This is a genomic window from Paenibacillus sp. FSL P2-0121 (genome assembly GCF_037975345.1).
Classification (GTDB): domain Bacteria; phylum Bacillota; class Bacilli; order Paenibacillales; family Paenibacillaceae; genus Paenibacillus_AQ; species Paenibacillus_AQ odorifer.
On the sequence record NZ_CP150245.1, the window covers coordinates 4,412,412 to 4,429,182 of the forward strand.

A 16,771-nucleotide genomic window follows, 5' to 3' on the forward strand; every position below is an offset into this window, starting at 1 on the left:
CTTCTTCTGACATTTTATTGATCTTATTTTATATCCTAACCGGAATCTTTAAGTGATCTTCTACATAATCTCGGCAGATTTCCATGGTATTGTACGGGCTATTTAGCGATTCGTCCACTTCGAGTGTCATCCAACCGGAATAATCAATTTCATTCAGCGCTTCAATAGTTGCGTGTAGATCAACAGATCCTTTGCCTAACTCACAAAAATGAGGAAGCTGTGTATCAAGTGTAGCGGCAGACCTGTCTGTCAGGTCCTTCAAATGAACATAAGCTACCCTGTCCTGATACGTTCGGATGATAGATGCCGGGTCCATCCCCGCTCCGAGCAGATGTGCTGAATCCGGGGCAAGATATACCACCCGCGGATCTGTCAGGCTCATCACAATCTCAATTTCTTTCTCGTCTTGCAATTCCGTCCACAAATGCGGATGAACACATGTCTTTACCCCTAAGGCATAGGTTCTTTTCGCCACTTCATTCATCGTGGCTGCGGCAACCTTCAATTCTTCCAGCGATGAGGGTTGATCCCGAGTGCCACCTGGCCCTAGGACAAGGATGTCTGCTCCACACTTCGCTATGATTTTAGCAAGTCGCACATTGTAGTCAATGATACTCGAAGTGTTCGCGGCATTGCCGAATTTTTGCTGCTGTCCCCCAGCCGTACCTCCATACAACGCAGTCATCTCCAGCCCGTACCCAGCCATGAGCTCTTGTAATTGTTCTGGACTTTCTTCATATTGAAGTGCAAAAGACGCCCACGGCTCAATCCCCGTGAAACCCAGTCTGGAGACTTCCTCCAACGCTTTGAAATGCGCTTGCCCCCAAGTGATGGTGTGTGCAGCGATTCTACCCTTGAACAGACTCATCCTTAACGCTCCTTCCAATGTTGGATTCGATGGGGTTAGATTTCCAGTGATGAGAATACTTTATCGAAGCCTGCTTTGGAACGAGAAAATAGTTCAGATGAACTTTGTGATGAAGCTGGCGCTAGCACTTCTTGAGCGATAACGCCCTTGTATCCGATCTTTTTCAAGCTTCCCAAGAATCCGGTAAGATCAATGGATCCTTCCCCTGGATACAATCGATCGGAATCTAGCAATTCCTCTATCGGCAGAGGTTTAGCATCATTAATATGGACATACGCAATTTGATGCGGTTGTAATTTCAGCAGGTCCTCACTCGTTAATCCATTCGTATGCCAATGATAGGAATCCAGTAATAAACCGATATTTCTCACTTGAATTGTATCCATCCAGTCCAACGTATCTTGCATCGTCCAGATTAGCGGATTTGCCCATTGTGTACGTAAGTGATGAGGACCAACGAACTCTAAGGCTAACGAAATACCATAGGCGCCTAATATTTCTGCACATAGTCTTAAACGTCTAGTGGCTGCAATCATGAACGATGCGACCGGAAGATCTGTCGAAGGCAAAATATAGGTACAGCATGTGGTGCAATTTAATGCAGCAGCGGCCTCAGCCATCAGCGTAAGCGATTTCAGACTTTCCCTAAAGCTTTCCTCTGTCGTGCGCCAATCTACCTCTAAACCAAATGATCCTAGCATGATGCCATGACTTTCCAGTAATTGGATGGCCCCATCCTTGCCATACTGCTGTACCAACTCTAATGGATTGACGTCTATGGCCTGAAACCCGAATTGGCTCGCAAGTCTGATATATTCTTCATTAGAAGCAATTTCTCCCAAACCCGCTGTTGTTAATCCTCTTATCATCGTCGTTCTCCCCCTTTATGACCAATCAAACAGTACGCCATTATACTGATCTTTGTTGGTTCTTAATCCCTCATAGGCTTCGCTAGCTTGCTCCGGCTTGATGACATGGCTAATCAAAGGTTCGATGTGCAGCTTCTGTTGTTGCATAAGCTCGAAGACAATGCCAGAATTACGCACCAAGGAATGTTTCACAAACGAATTAGGCTCTGTTGGATAACGCCATTCGTGAGCACCTTTAAATGTAATGCATCCCCGGTTATACAGATGACAGTAATTAAGCACATCCGTAATATCTGTATTGTATTCTCCACGCGGGCTACCCAAAAAGATGATTTCTCCCTGTGAGCCGATGTATTGAAGACTATCAACCCCAACTTTGGAAACACCGGTTGCCTCAATATGACTGGAAACACCCTTGCCCTTAGTTAACGTCATAATCTGCTCTTTTACCAATCCTTCGCCACTGTCCAGTGTGTAATCCACACCGCATTGACGCGCGGTCCGCAGCCGTTCTTTGGACAAATCCATACCAATTACCGTAGCCCCCTGCAAACGCGCCAATTGAGCTGCAAGATTGCCTACCAATCCAAGACCTGTCACACTCACTTTGTCTCCAAGTTCGATATCCGACACACGTATCGATGTAAAAGCTACCGTAGCCATCCGGGTAAACGGTACCCATTTCAAGTCTAGCGCATCCGGCACTCGAATGAAAACATCCCTAGCTTCAACCACTTGATATTCGCAATGAGTTCCGTAATGAAAAACCACATCGCCCGCTTGAAATTCCTGAACACCTTTACCACATTCTACGATACGACTGACGCTTGCATAACCTGGACACAGCGGGAGTTTTGCCCAATCCTCTTTGCCAGATAACATTGCCATCTCCGTTCCCGGACTAATCAGCGAATAAATCAATTTTACGAGTACCTCATGGTCACCTAAAGCCTTAAGTACAAGCTCCTCTTCAACCGTTTCCACATGGTGTGGGCTCATAAACATTATCTTTCTATTTTTCATCCTCATTACCTCCCATGATCCTCAAACTTTCTATTTAAATGTATGCGTTTTTAGACATCATGTCTTTGACTGCAAAAATGTTTTTTTGTCTAAAAGTAAGATGGGAGGTAGAGTTTAAGTGAGGAGACGACATGTCATTCCTTTCATTTTCGTTCAAAGATCCTTATACTTGCTTGGAGAAGCATTTCAAGGGAGAATGAAAAATATGGACATAAAAAAATTACAATACTTTATCGCAGTAGCAGAGGAACTGCATTTTAACCGTGCAGCTGAGAAGCTAAATATGACGCAGCCTCCCTTAAGCCAGCAAATTCAAGCTCTGGAGAATGAGATTGGTGTGAAACTATTAGAACGGAATAAAAGACAAGTTCGTCTCACGTCAGCGGGGGCGGTATTTCTAGAGGAGGCTAAATCCATTTTATCTCAACTGGAACGCTCTATTAAAACAACACAATTAGTCGATCAAGGAATTATCGGACATTTGAACATTGGATTTATAGATTCTGCAGCTGGTGGAGTATTGGTTGATATGTTAAAAATGTTTCGGGAACGTTATCCACAAGTACAACTCACATTACATGAGATGACGTCTGCTCAGCAGTGGCAGGCTTTACATGAAGGAACGATTCACATTGGATTTGTACGTTATACAGAGTCGGGCAAACATATCGAGCATCGTCCCTTAGTCAATGAATCGCTTATTGCCGTTTTGCCAGAGCAGCATCACCTAGCTCATTTACCGGTGTTATCCATTCGCTCTTTAGCTTTAGAGCCATTTATATCGTTCCCACGTCATTTAGGAGCTCCTTTTCATGACCTCATTATGAGCTTCTGCGCCCAACACGACATGTATCCGAATGTTGTACAGGAAGCCATTCAGATGTACACCATTGTAAACTTGGTAGCTGCTAATCTTGGAGTTTCCATTGTGCCCTCATCAGTTGCTATTTTTCAGCGTGAAGGTGTCGCATTTCGTCCCTTTGAAGAAAGCACACCATCGATTCCCCTTTATGCCGCTTGGAGAACCGATTGCGATCGTGCCTCCTTATCCGCGTTACTAGAGATCATAGGACAAATGAGTTCAGAAGCTATTAATGGTGAATAATATAATATTCAGCCCGTTTTTCTAGGATCACGTTCAACGAGTCCTTCTAGCACCCTATCGATTTCCAACATCACTTCCCTATCCAGACGAACTCCCGCAGCTTTGGCATTTTCTATAACCTGCTCAGGTTTGGATGCCCCAATAATTGCAGATGAGACTTGTGGATTTTGCAACACCCATGCTATAGCCAACTGCGGAAGCGTCAACCCAACTTCACTGGCGATGGAAGAGAGATTCGAGACCGCCTCAAGCACCTCAGTCCGAAGCCACTGACCCGCCAATTTATTCATAAATGGTGAGCCCGCAGCTGTTGAAGCACGAGAACCCTCTGGCAATGGTTGACCTGGCATATATTTGCCTGAAAGAATCCCTTGAGCTAGCGGTGACCAGACCACCTGTCCAATCCCTTCCCGCTCACAAGCTTGAACTACCTCCGTCTCCATCACACGCCATAACATCGAATATTGAGGTTGACTAGCCACCAATGGCACCTTCAATTCCCTCGCCAAAATAGCACCTTCTGCTATCTGATCCGCCGTCCACTCACTTATCCCGACATAGAGAACCTTACCTTGACGCACCAGATCCGAAAAAGCCAAAAAGGTCTCTTCAAGGGATACTGATGCGTCAAAGCGATGCGCATAATAGATATCAATATAATCGGTCTGTAATCTGTTCAGTGAAGCATGGCACGCCTCCATAATATGCTTGCGAGACAGACCTCTTGCGTTACGTCCCGTCCCTGTGGGATGGCACACCTTGGTACACAATTCGATATCAGCTCTGTGCACTCCTTTTAATGCTTGGCCCAGCACCATCTCAGCTTTCGTATCGGAATATACATCTGCAGTATCAAATGTTGTGATCCCTACATCCAATGCAGCGCGAACACAAGCATGGGCAGTATCATTGTCCACTTGAGCACCATGTGTAATCCAATTACCATAAGCAATCTCACTTAGATGTAAGCCACTCGTTCCTAATTTACGATAGTTCATTTTATACCCTCCTTTAGATAACAATCTGATTGTAACAAAGAGATATTAATACGAGAAATACTCTTTAAGATGCGATTTAATTCAAAAAAGATATTACTGAGATCCTTAAAGATAATAAAAAACGCCCTTTAGGCGTTTTTTTCGGTACATATTCTGTTTCGAAACTCTAACTTCGCCTATACTCCGGTGAGTATTAACCTCCAAGCCTTGTTACCGCACCACAACTAACAGTACAATAATTCCGAGCCAAAACAGCCAGCTTACTGGGTGACCGAAATTTAATCCCCAGCCGACTCCGAGCCTTTTCTTGACGATTAGGTTTGGATCTTTGCGATTGAAATAAATCATACCTAATCGCCATTTATCATCGTCATGGACAGGTCTGACATTGGAGCTATCGGCAGATCGCTCCAAGCGGCTTTCGCCCTGACCAGCCCAGAACGTTAAGGCCAAGGCGTATAGGATGACAAGGGCTATTATGATTAGGATAATAGGGATAGCGAAACTCATGTTAAGCAGAGATATCATGTTTAGTTGCACGACGGAAAACAGGATAACTATTAAGAAGCTTGCTGTAAGCATAAAATATGACCAAGTACGGCGGTAAGCTGCGTCTTGTCTGATGGAACGGTTAGTATCATTGGGTTGAACCTGCTGCTTTACTCTGCGAATACTCCAATTCTCAAATATGAACAAAAGTGTTATGAACACTTGCATGATCGTAGGCATAAACACAGAACTAAAAGATTTAGCTGCATAGCGGTCTACGTTCCAACTGCTGTTGTAATGGATCGGAATCTGATCAGGAATCAGATCGTAGTTGCGCAGCACAGTTACAATACTAACAACAGTAATTAAAACATGAATGAGGAACCAATTATTAGACAAGCCAATGTTTCTTTTCCGAAATCCAGTGTCCACTGCCATGATCGATGGTTCCAGAGCAATAGGCAGCATAGGTAGTAAACTTTTCATTTTGAAATGATAGCTAATGTTTATGACTAGGGAGATTCCGACCATGGCGAGTGAATAAGTGACAATGATCCAACTTTGTTGCTTGGAATGTTCATCACCGTATATTAGACAGAGGATACAAACCATGAATAGGATGGTATGCACGGTAGCACTAATCCTAGCATATGACTTCCGCATCTGGCGCAGAGGCTCACTATGGAATTGTACAGGGCTGACGGTGACCCCAAAACTAATCGTCTCTTTTGTTAAATAAGGCATGCATACCATGAGTACAATGGCAGGTACAAATACAAAGATCATTACTATAACAGGCATTATCGTCATATCATTCGCCTCCTCTTATACATAAGTGTGTATTTGAAAACTCTATAACCCTTATAGCATAGGCAATTGAGCGCTATGCCTTTTTGCGTATGATGATCCTATTAACTTAGGATAGGTGATCGACTTGAACATAAATTTTATTATAATCGATTTTAGTGACTATAGGGGTGAAATTAACATTTATCCAGTTTTTTTGCTGCGCAAAGCTACTCATCTGACAACTCAATTATGGCAATTACATCTGTTTGAAATTCTGTGTTGGTAAAGGACTCGCCTCTTATCTGCAATGGTGCGGATTACTGCGTCAGAGTATAAATAAGTCCGTCCATGCTTAATATAGTACTTGCTCAGGTTTGTTCCATTAACTCATGCATGGTCATATGCAGCACTTCTTTAGCATTTGCAAGAATGTACTCCGCTACTTTTTTCTCTGATTCTGGCAATTCATTTAAGTCTAGCTCAATTTGCGAAATCATACTTCCCCGCAATTATACCCGCTCCAACAAATGCAGGAATCATCAGTATGAAAATATTTCCGATTTTTTGCAAAAAGTTCTTGAACGGTTTATCATTCTTCTTTTTAAGCTGCCCCTTCATTTGTGCACTTTGTGCTTGTAATTGCTCAGCCGAAGTCGCTATTTTCCTAATACTCATTTAGACTATATTGAGCAATCTAAATTTTGTATCACTTCTATGATTCCCCACGTTCCATTATTGACGAAATTTTTTTTCAACATTAAACTATAAGGTAAGAAATTAAATTTCAAAGAAAACCGTTTTTTTTCATTTATTAAATTTATCCCAACATTACGGCGCAGGAGGAAATGAAAGATGACGACGACACCAAACATCATCGTAATGAACCATCCAACTAGAGAGCAGCTTGAAAAGATTTACGATATTTTAGATGAATGCTTTTCCGTAGGCCGAGCTTTTTTCCAAGAAAGATTAGACCTAGACACCACATATGATCCAGATACAACATGGTTTGCGATGGTTGACGATAAGATTGCATCTAATGTACAAATTTTTCCGTTTCATATTAGAGTCGGTCAAGCGATCTTGAAAACGGGTGCAATGGGGAGTGTCGGTACAGATCTAAATTACCGCGGGCTGGGGCTTGCACACAAAATTCTTCATGCGCAGACCAACTATATGAAAGAAACCGATTATGATATAAGCTTGCTTTTGGCTAGTAAGCATGCGTTTTATGAAAAAGCTGGCTGGAGACTTATTCCCGAGACTGCTTTCGCAATTGAAAAACCAGCAAGTTTGGAGCAGCAGCAAAGCAGTGATGAAATCATTCCTTTTGAAGCCTGTTATCTCGATGATATCCGTTTCATCTATGAACAATTTAATAAGAATCGTACCTACACCGTGATCCGAAGTAAAACGTATTGGAATGATTTATTGACCTGGCCGGAATGGAAGAAAGTTGACTGCTTGCTCCTTCGCAGAAATGGAAAAATCGTCGCTTATGGCATCATTGAAAAGAAAGATACTGAACAAGTATTTATTAATGAATTATTGTATTTGAACGAAGCCGAAAACGGTGTTGAAGCTTTGTTTCATGCCTTATGTCAGCTGCGCCAAAATGCAAAGCAAATATTAGCGATGCTCCCAGAGGACCATAAGCTATATTCCTATTACCAACAGCATCATGCAAATTCAATTCAAATCAATATGGCGATGTGGAAAATGATCAATCTCAGTTCAACTTTCCATAAGCTTCAGCCTGAATTAGAAGATCGCCTAAACCGTAGCAACATAATTGCAGGCCAGGAGCTGCATATTGCACTTCGCAGCAATGAGGACTGTATCTACTTGGATTATAAGCAAAAGCAGCTTTCTGTTTCGGATGCTAGTAATCATACCAATCCCTATACTTCAATAGAAGTAGATGAACGCGAGCTAATGACTTATATCATGTTCGGCTATAATGAAGCAGGCGCAGCAAAGGACAGTACGGAGGACGCTAACATCCTTCAAGCTCTATTTCCGAAACAACAAGCCGTGTTTTATTTGACCGATAAATTTTAAGCCATTTTTGATTCCTACCATTTTAAAATAAGGGTGTGTCGCAAGTCCAACTGCTCGGACTTATGACACACCCTTATTTTTCCATAGCAACAAAAACTAGTCGTTGTTCATTTTTGATCTTCCTAACAGGACAGCACCGTAGGCTGCATCCTTAATCGGCAAAATCAGCTTTGTTTGCGGGTAGCTCTGTGCGAGCTTTCGCTCCAAGGCTTCTTTCACAAAGCGAGACTTTTGCAGCACACTTCCTGCAATCGCAATCGGACTTTCATATAGCTTAAGCCGTTCAATAACAGGCACAACAAGCTCATATAGATTGGCTGCACATTTCTCCGCTAACGCTAGTGCATGTGCATCGCCCTTCTCGCATGCGGTCGTCATAATCGGTGCGAGCTGCGCAATATCTTTTTTCGTCGTATTTTTATCATAAACAAAGCCAATAATCTCTTTCACAGTACTTAAGCCAAGCCGCTCATATACCATCGCTGGGATGACCGTATCGGTTATTCTTCCGTCCTCCACTTGAACTAATGCGGATAATAGATCGCGCCCAATGCTATAACCGCTTCCCTCGTCATCAATCAAATGACCAAAGCCTCCTGTGCGATGCTGCTCTCCTTTTTCATTCACCCCGAAGCAAATCGATCCTGTACCGGCAATGAGAATGATGCCTTGCATCGCATTTTGTGCCCCGTATAATGCGGTTTCTTGATCGCCTGTAATCGTTAATGGCCCGATATAACCGTTATTTCTCACATGCTGCTCCAAAAAATTGATGACCAGCGGATTACTTATTCCTGCCGCACCTATACATATATGAGCAACTTCTTGTAAATTACCGCAGTAGAGCTTCGTTTGACTAAAAATTTCCTCAAAGGAGGCGGCAATAGAGTCAGCATCACCACCGTTATAATTAATAGGCCCTACAGTAAAGGTGAATAAAGAGTCATCCTGGTCATGCGTAATGGTGACAGCTGTTTTCGTGCCACCCCCATCAATTCCAACGATAAATGCCATACCTATGTCCCCTTGTTGTACTTTTTATCTACATCTGTATCGTAATCTTGGCGGTGGGTACAACCTCACCATTTAGGATTGGAAGGAGTGATTTGAATGCATCAAGTGTATACTCAAATGCCGCAATTCCGCAGAACTCGCCTTCGATTAACGGTAAATCATACGGGCGACCTAATGTAATGGCCGTTACTTTGCAGCCTGCTGCCAGCAGCTTCTGAACAAGCGCAAGCTGACCTTTGTTTTCACGCGCATTGAACAAGCCGATAACAATATGCTTGTAGCCTTGTACCTTTGGCAGCGCAGCGTTGATTTGCTCCTCGCTCGGGTCAATGTCGATAATCTCATAAGCTGTATTAAAATGCTCCCCCATATATTGCGGAAAGCTAAGAGCTTGATTCAAGCTGCTGGACGCAAGATCGGTGCGGTATGAATAGGAACCCATAAATAACACTTGCTCGTCACCGGTATGAATGGGCTGGAGCTCTCCTTTCATGAGGCAGATCGTTTCCGTACGCATTAGCTCATTTGCTCGGCGATGTACATCGCAGCCAACTAGTTCATAATCCAGCTCCTCAATCGTCGCATATTGTGCTTTATAAGCTATAATTTTTGTAACAGCTGCATCAATCAGCGCTTCATCCAAATCACCGGTGGCTACAGCTTCTTCGATCAAATGAATCGCTTCCTTCACTGTCTCAGGAGTATGACTAATGAATACCAAATCAATACCTGCTTTAACAGCTCCTAACGCTCCTTTTGCCGTACCATAGTATCGTTTGATCGCGTCCATTTCTAAACAATCCGATACAACTAACCCTTTATATCCTAATTTTCCTTTTAATATCTCTGTAATAATGGTATGAGACATAGTTCCGGGCACACCGGATTTTTCAATTTTCGGAAATAAAATATGTGCACTCATAATCGCTTGAGCGCCTTGCTCAATTGCGGCCTTAAACGGCAGCAGCTCAAGCTGCTCTAATTCCTCAAGTGTTTTTTCAATGGTAGGCAAGCCAATATGTGAATCGACATTTGTATCACCATGACCTGGAAAATGCTTAAGTGAGGACATGACGCCTCCATCGAGCAATCCCTTCATCATTTGAATTCCATACTGGGATACTGTTGCAACAGAATCACCATAGGAACGAACATTTATGACTGGATTCAATGCATTATTGTTAACGTCCATAACTGGAGCTAGATTAAAATTAATACCTAATGCTTTCAATTCTCTGGCAGTCATTCTGCCTGCTGCATACGCATTTTCAGGTCGTCCTGAAGAAGCAATTGCCATGGCTCCAGCAACATTGGTCGCGTCTTTAGGCATACGAGTGACTCGACCGCCTTCTTGGTCGATCGTAATAAAGCCCGGGATACCAGTATGTGTCGTGTACCATTGCTGCAGCTCAGTAACAAGCTCGCCTAATTGATATTTATTGTCGATATTATGTGAGAATAAAATAATATTGCCGACTTTATAATGCTCAATAACTTCCTTCAGCTCAGGAGTGATCTCGGTTGAAGGGAAGCCTGTTACGAACATTTGTCCAATCTTTTCGCGCAAGCTCATATGTTCTATTGTTCTCATCAATTATTCACCTTCCTCTAGCGATATAAATGATACTGCTGTGTTATTTCTGCAAATTGCTTGCTTTCCGCTGCAAACTGTTCAAGCAGCTGCTTGGCTTGCATATTGTCCGTACGATACATGTTGTCTCCCCCCAGCAAATCGATAAATGGACGAGAGCCCTCCTTCACAGGAGGCAGGAATGAAAATTGCTCGTACAAATCTCTTATCGTAAATAATAAGATTACCCCAACTTCTAAAGGCCTCAGCACTTGGAGATCTGTAATGTAAATTTGTACCCCGCCGCATAGCTCGCCACAATGTTTAGATGACGTTGGCTTGAAATGAACTGGACGAAAAAGCACACCCGGGATACCTTTTGCATTCATCTCATCTGCCAATTGCTGCGCTTGAATGAACGGAGCACCAATCATTTCAAAAGGGAACGTTGTTCCACGTCCTTCGGAGCAGTTTGTGCCTTCAAATAAACATGTTCCTGTATATAATAACGCCGTTTCATATCGTGGTATTCCAAGTGAAGGATGAACCCAAGTTAATCCTGTATCCGGGAAGGACATACTCCGTTCCCAGCCTTCCAAACGAACGACATGCAGCGATGCATTCCAATTCATTTGATCATTTGCCATCGTTGCTACCTCACCTGCTGTTAAGCCGTATCGCACGGCTAGCTCGTAATTTCCAACAAATGATTTGAAGCCGGGCTTCAAGACATTCCCTTCTACCGTTACCCCGTTAAGCGGATTAACACGATCAAGAACAACAAATTCCACACCTGCATTTGCACAATCTTCAAGTGCATACAGCATCGTATAAATAAATGTGTAATAGCGTACACCAACATCTTGAATATCGTATACAATGATGTCTACTTCATTCAGCATTTCTTTTGTTAAACGCTTGGAGTCTTTACGGTACAAGCTATAGACTGGAACATTCGTAAAAGGATCCATGTAAGTGTCTACTACTGCCCCTGCATCCAAATCTCCGCGAACGCCATGCTCAGGTGAAAACATCGCAGCAAGATTAAAATTTTCATGTAAAATAGTAATCGTTGATGCAAAATCCTTCGTAAGACCTGTCGGCGCTGTAATCAATCCTACGCGCTTACCTTCGAACAAATAACGATAATTCGTTATAGAATCAATCCCATTTAACACCATATGAAGCTGCCTCCTAGCTGCTTTTTCGCATAAATGGATAGAACAAGGGAATGTTTCCTGCTATACATAGAAACACTCCCTCTTAGCTAGTTGAATAGTTACCAAAGACTAGACTGCCTAACCTTCACCGTTTCAGCAGGCACCATAAATGCTTCTGCATATGTCTTTCTTGCTTCACAGCCGCGAACAACTGCTAGTGCTTTATAGTAATCCATGTATTTGAAAGATTTGCTATTCGTCACAAACCAATGCTTGCTTAAAGCATCTATCCATAGATCAAATGCCGCTTGATCAAAATCCACATATACGTAAGGGACATAATCAACCGCATCCTCCCAGTTTTCGGAGTAATATAATCTTGCTGCAAAGTGCGCGGGGAGCGCTCGTTCAAAGGATGATAGACTTGCGAAGAAACGGGCATCATTTACGATATGATGCGTTAGCGCATGGTCCTTATGCATACTGTTTTTCCAGTGTGTAATAATAATGTTAGGCTTCACGCGACGAATTACATCACAAACCTCCATACGAACTTCCTGATTGTCAGGCAACTCTCCGTCACAATAACCATCGAATACAATGGCTTCACCGCCTAGCATATCCGCAAAAACCTGTGCCTCTTTCACTTTTTGCTGACGATATTCCTTCATATCCTGTCCTGCCGGGACCCCTCGTTCACCCGCAGTTAACGCTAGTGTCACAATGCGATCTCCCTTTAAACTATGACTAGCGAGCACACCACCAGAAGCTAGCTCCACATCACCAACATGCGCTCCAATTGCTAATACTGTGAATTTTTCGCTCATCTTTAAAGTTCCCTCCGCAATATAGAAAATTGTTTTTCAATAGTAAAGCCCGCTTTTTGATAGATTCGAAGAGCCGGATTATTATTTCCAGTGAATAGAGACATATATTGACAGCCCACATTTTGAAAAGCTTCAACCATTCGGAAAAATAATACACTGCCAAGACCATGACCCTCATGCTCTGGGTGCACTCCGATACCGCAAAAAAATGCTCTTCCATCAGGCTGCGAAATAATTGGACCTGCAAAGCCCACAACCTCGTTGCCGTACACAGCTACTACAAGTGGTGCGCCAACCTTCACATAAGTAACAATATCCTTCTTCCACTGCGGATTTTGCAGGGCAGCAAGCGTTGCTTCAAGCCCTGTATGTAAATCAGGGACATAGGACGTAATGTAATAGTCCTTGCTATTTGCATTGGTTTCCTTATCTAAAATATCTTCGGGAACTATAAAGCTTCCGAGTTTTAAATACATGCCGCATTGCGTCGCTCGATCTTCGTAGCCTCTAGCCATTAAAGCTTCATATAATGGCTGGTCCTTACTGATGCCCGGGGCATTATTATGCTCATGCTGAGGTGCACTTGGTATACTCCACTTCAGCTTAACAGGGTTGAAAAACAATACATCCGCTTGTCTTTTCCCAAGTTCTTGGAATCTTTTTTCTAAACGCAATAGAAAAGCATCGTAAAGCTCCAGAGAAGCCACATGGGTATCTATAATAACACTCGTAATATAACCGGCCACATCTCCAAGAGGGAGATCGTCACCGCAGCAGCCAGCTGCAAAACCAACAATCCCTTTTTCGTCACAGCCTACCCATATACAGTCAGCGTCAAAATAAGGATGGTCGATGAATGTATCTTGAAACTCTCGCTCTGTAAATGGCTTATAATCATATTTTGTAGCCTCACGATTCCAAAGCTCTACAACTGCAGAGTGATCTTCAATTGAAAAGGATCTGATTTGCATCATTTAAGCCTCCTGTGAACGTCCAATATAGGGCCAGGAAATTTTGCCCATTACTACTGGCTGTGAAGCTCCAGTTACTAGCGGGATATTGTTTGGTAAGCGCTCCATCGTGTAATACGCTAGCAGAGCAAAAGCAATTGCTTCCTTAGCATCACTATTACCACCGATATCCTCCTGCGTCAGCACCTGCACGTTATGCGGTGCAAATAAGTGCTGCAAATCACGCAAAAGCGTCTTGTTATAGCTTCCACCGCCGCCAATTAACAATTGCTCAGCCTGGTGCTGCGGTGCAATATACCTTTCATAGCTATCGACGATGCTCCAGGCAGTTAAGTACGTAGCTGTTGTAACAACATCTTCTGCTTTCCAGTGATTAACCTTCATCATTTCAATAATTTGTGCCACGTATTGTTGGCCAAACCGTTCTCTGCCTGTCGATTTTGGTAACGGCATCGTATAATATTTATCCTGCTGCATCCATTTCAATAGCTCATCAATCACTTGACCGCCCGCACCAATTTCGCCATTAACATCCATTGTCATTGGTATAAATAATTGCGATACAAGGCCATCGATAATCATATTTCCAGGACCCGTATCAAAAGCAAATACCTCATCCGGTGAGGCATTTACAGGCAAAACAGTCACATTGCCTATTCCGCCAATATTTTGCATCAGAAGTGTTTTCTCTGGATTATTAAACAATAAGTATTCGGTAAATGGTACTAACGGAGCTCCTTGTCCACCCATTGCCATGTCAGCAACTCGAAAGTCTGATACGCAAGGAATCCCTGTGCGATTGGCGATAACTGCACCATCCCCAATCTGAACGGTACAATGCAGATTATAGCCGCCCATAACATTCTCTTCCGGAGCATGATAGATTGTTTGACCATGCGATCCTACTGCGAATATTTGCGAAGGCGAAAGGCCGCATTTCCCTATAACGGATAATGTGGCTTGGGCGTATAATTCGCCAAGCCACATATTCATTGCGCCAACCTTATCAATCGTAGCGCTAGCGGGATCAAAAAGCTCAAATATGGAGTTTCTAACTTGCACCTCAAAAGGTGTGTTTTCAAAAGCCAGTAATTCAATCTCTACTCCATGCTCTTTTTCGGCTGAAGGGAAAAGCTTAACTACTGCTGCATCAATACCATCTACTGATGTACCTGACATCAAGCCAACTAAGTATGTTGCATCCACTTTTGATTGTTTGTCCATTAACCTTTCACCGCTCCAACTGTTACCCCTTCAAGGAAGTATTTTTGTAAACTGAAGAACAAAATAAACATTGGAACTGCTGAAATGGTTGCCCCCGCCATCATCGGTGCAAAGTAAGTTGTATTCGCAAAGCGAAAGTTTTTCAAGCCGACCTGAATGGTTTGCATATCCATCGTATTCGTTACTAGGAACGGCCAGAAAAAGTCATTCCATGCCGCCATGAACGTTAGGATTGCTAGTACTGCCATAATTGTTTTAGATAGAGGCATAATGATATACCAGAAGATTTTAGGCTGGGAACAACCTTCGATTTTAGCAGATTCAATAATTTCACCTGGAATGGAGGACATGAACTGCTTAACCAAGAAGATATTGTATACCGTTACTATGCTCGGCATAATCAACGCAGTGTACGTATTTTGTAATTCAAAAATATTTACGATCAAAATATATAGTGGAACCTGAGTAACTTGAACAGGAATCATCATAGATCCCAGCAAAATAGCGAACAAAATGTTTTTCCCTTTAAATTTCATTTTTGCAAAAGCATATCCAGCAAGAGTAGCAAAAAATACGTTAGATACCGTGATACACGCTGCTACTATAAAAGAGTTCAATAACCAGTCCCATGTATGTGGGCTAAAGTTAAAAAAGAATTTATAAGATTCAAATGAAATCTTCTTTGGTAGGATAGAATAGCTCATTGCACCAGCTTCTACCGGATCACCGAACGAGGAAATGACCATAAAGTATATCGGGAATATGGTAGCTGCGGCGAATAGGATAAGGAACGTAATGTTTGCACCATTACGTATAAACAGATACCCTTTGCTTCTTAAGCTATTGTTGTACAAACCCATAGTATTCTGCTCCTTTTCCTAGTATTCTACATCTTTACCTATAAACTTGAATTGAAGGAATGAGATAAATCCGATAATCGCTGCTAGAACTAATGATTGTGCCGCTGCCTCACCAAACTCAAAATATGTGAACGCATTGTTAAAGATTAACAAACCTACCATTGTTGTTGCATGGTCTGGTCCACCGCCTGTCATAAGATAAGCGTTTTGGAATACTTGGAAGGAACCGATAACACCCGTAACAAGTAGGAATAGCGTTGTTGGCTTAAGGAAAGGGACAACGATAAACCAAAGCTTTTGCAGGAAAGACGCGCCATCAATTTCAGCTGCTTCATAATAGCTGTTATCAATAGCGAGTAATGCGGCTATATAAATAATAATTGCTGTACCATGACTTGATAACCATGACATTAACACAAGTGAGAACATTGCAGTTGCACTGGAACCAAGCCAGTTTTGATTTTCAATACCTAAAAAACTCACGAGCTTATTAGCAATACCTGATTTTAACGGATCGAAGATCCACAGCCACACAACAGAAAGCGCTACACCAGATGCTACGGCTGGCAAGTAATATAGTGCTTTAAAGATCGTTTGTGTTTTTTTCTTGAAAGGAATAATCAAAATTGAAATTAAAAATGATAGAAGAATATTAAACGGAACAGTTAATAGCGTATATACTAACGTGTTTTTCAGTGCTTTCCAGAAAAGTTCATCTGAAAACGAGTTAACGAAGTTATCCATGCCGACAAAAGTGGATCCTAATGGACCATATTTTTGTAAGCTGATAATAAAAGCATTGATGACTGGATATGCGGTAAATAAAGAAAACGCAATAAGTGCTACTGCGATAAACGCGTATCCCCAACCTGAGTCACTTTCGAGCTTCAATTTTTTTCTTTTAGTCAACGTTTGATTCATTGGGTCGCACCTCTCTTCTAAA

At 42.4% G+C, this 16,771-nt stretch carries 17 protein-coding genes; 2 read left to right on the plus strand and 15 right to left on the minus strand.

All coding sequences use genetic code 11. From position 1 onward, the window contains the following. Positions 1 to 28: 28 nt before the first annotated feature. Genes MKY54_RS19560 through MKY54_RS19570 form a run of 3 tightly spaced genes read right to left on the minus strand, consistent with a single transcriptional unit; the run spans position 29 to position 2,760 of the window. On the minus strand, positions 29 to 868 hold the full coding sequence (locus MKY54_RS19560) for a sugar phosphate isomerase/epimerase (protein WP_076304571.1): 840 nt from the start codon (positions 866 to 868) through the stop codon (positions 29 to 31). 35 nt (positions 869 to 903) lie between these two features. Further along, positions 904 to 1,737, minus strand: a complete 834-nt coding sequence (locus tag MKY54_RS19565; RefSeq protein ID WP_076307696.1) for a sugar phosphate isomerase/epimerase family protein — start codon at positions 1,735 to 1,737, stop codon at positions 904 to 906. 15 nt (positions 1,738 to 1,752) lie between these two features. After that, positions 1,753 to 2,760, minus strand: a complete 1,008-nt coding sequence (locus tag MKY54_RS19570; protein ID WP_076127168.1) for a zinc-binding alcohol dehydrogenase — start codon at positions 2,758 to 2,760, stop codon at positions 1,753 to 1,755. 205 nt (positions 2,761 to 2,965) lie between these two features. On the opposite strand from MKY54_RS19570, the gene MKY54_RS19575 reads away from it, so the two are divergent. After that, on the plus strand, positions 2,966 to 3,865 hold the full coding sequence (locus MKY54_RS19575; RefSeq protein WP_076127169.1) for a LysR family transcriptional regulator: 900 nt from the start codon (positions 2,966 to 2,968) through the stop codon (positions 3,863 to 3,865). Positions 3,866 to 3,873: 8 nt separating this feature from the next. Here MKY54_RS19575 and MKY54_RS19580 read toward each other — a convergent pair whose 3' ends face one another. The 4 genes from MKY54_RS19580 to MKY54_RS19595 form a co-directional block, all read right to left on the minus strand. Continuing rightward, a complete protein-coding gene (locus MKY54_RS19580; protein ID WP_076127171.1) occupies positions 3,874 to 4,863 on the minus strand; it encodes an aldo/keto reductase family protein in 990 nt (329 codons plus the stop codon). 210 nt (positions 4,864 to 5,073) lie between these two features. Then, positions 5,074 to 6,162: a DUF1648 domain-containing protein gene (locus MKY54_RS19585; protein ID WP_076307695.1), complete on the minus strand. Its 1,089-nt coding sequence runs from the start codon at positions 6,160 to 6,162 to the stop codon at positions 5,074 to 5,076. Between the two features lie 347 nt (positions 6,163 to 6,509). After that, positions 6,510 to 6,638, minus strand: a complete 129-nt coding sequence (locus MKY54_RS19590) for a hypothetical protein (protein WP_081383209.1) — start codon at positions 6,636 to 6,638, stop codon at positions 6,510 to 6,512. Then, on the minus strand, positions 6,622 to 6,816 hold the full coding sequence (locus MKY54_RS19595) for a hypothetical protein (protein ID WP_076307694.1): 195 nt from the start codon (positions 6,814 to 6,816) through the stop codon (positions 6,622 to 6,624). The genes MKY54_RS19590 and MKY54_RS19595 overlap by 17 nt, the downstream gene beginning before the upstream one ends. A 177-nt stretch (positions 6,817 to 6,993) precedes the next feature. Here MKY54_RS19595 and MKY54_RS19600 point away from each other — a divergent pair, with 177 nt between their 5' ends. Then, positions 6,994 to 8,202 carry a GNAT family N-acetyltransferase gene (locus tag MKY54_RS19600; RefSeq protein ID WP_076307693.1) on the plus strand — a complete coding sequence of 403 codons (1,209 nt, stop codon included), beginning with the start codon at positions 6,994 to 6,996 and terminating at the stop codon, positions 8,200 to 8,202. 96 nt (positions 8,203 to 8,298) lie between these two features. Here MKY54_RS19600 and MKY54_RS19605 read toward each other — a convergent pair whose 3' ends face one another. From MKY54_RS19605 to MKY54_RS19640, 8 genes are all read right to left on the minus strand, one after another. Beyond that, complete coding sequence (locus MKY54_RS19605; protein WP_076307692.1) at positions 8,299 to 9,216, minus strand: BadF/BadG/BcrA/BcrD ATPase family protein; 918 nt, start codon at positions 9,214 to 9,216, stop codon at positions 8,299 to 8,301. Positions 9,217 to 9,244: 28 nt separating this feature from the next. After that, positions 9,245 to 10,807, minus strand: coding sequence for a glycoside hydrolase family 3 protein (locus MKY54_RS19610; protein WP_339187609.1), 1,563 nt, complete (start codon positions 10,805 to 10,807; stop codon positions 9,245 to 9,247). Between the two features lie 17 nt (positions 10,808 to 10,824). Continuing rightward, positions 10,825 to 11,967, minus strand: coding sequence for a DUF1343 domain-containing protein (locus MKY54_RS19615; RefSeq protein ID WP_076307690.1), 1,143 nt, complete (start codon positions 11,965 to 11,967; stop codon positions 10,825 to 10,827). A 98-nt stretch (positions 11,968 to 12,065) separates the two neighbouring features. Continuing rightward, positions 12,066 to 12,773, minus strand: a complete 708-nt coding sequence (locus tag MKY54_RS19620; RefSeq protein ID WP_076307689.1) for a PIG-L family deacetylase — start codon at positions 12,771 to 12,773, stop codon at positions 12,066 to 12,068. A 2-nt stretch (positions 12,774 to 12,775) separates the two neighbouring features. Then, positions 12,776 to 13,747: a GNAT family N-acetyltransferase gene (locus MKY54_RS19625; protein ID WP_256716012.1), complete on the minus strand. Its 972-nt coding sequence runs from the start codon at positions 13,745 to 13,747 to the stop codon at positions 12,776 to 12,778. After that, entirely contained in the window at positions 13,748 to 14,968 is a 1,221-nt protein-coding gene (locus MKY54_RS19630; RefSeq protein WP_076307688.1) for an anhydro-N-acetylmuramic acid kinase, read from the minus strand. Continuing rightward, complete coding sequence (locus tag MKY54_RS19635; RefSeq protein WP_076127188.1) at positions 14,968 to 15,828, minus strand: carbohydrate ABC transporter permease; 861 nt, start codon at positions 15,826 to 15,828, stop codon at positions 14,968 to 14,970. Before MKY54_RS19635 ends, MKY54_RS19630 begins: the two co-directional genes overlap by 1 nt. 18 nt (positions 15,829 to 15,846) lie before the next feature. Continuing rightward, positions 15,847 to 16,749, minus strand: a complete 903-nt coding sequence (locus MKY54_RS19640; RefSeq protein ID WP_060622964.1) for a sugar ABC transporter permease — start codon at positions 16,747 to 16,749, stop codon at positions 15,847 to 15,849. Positions 16,750 to 16,771 lie beyond the last annotated feature (22 nt).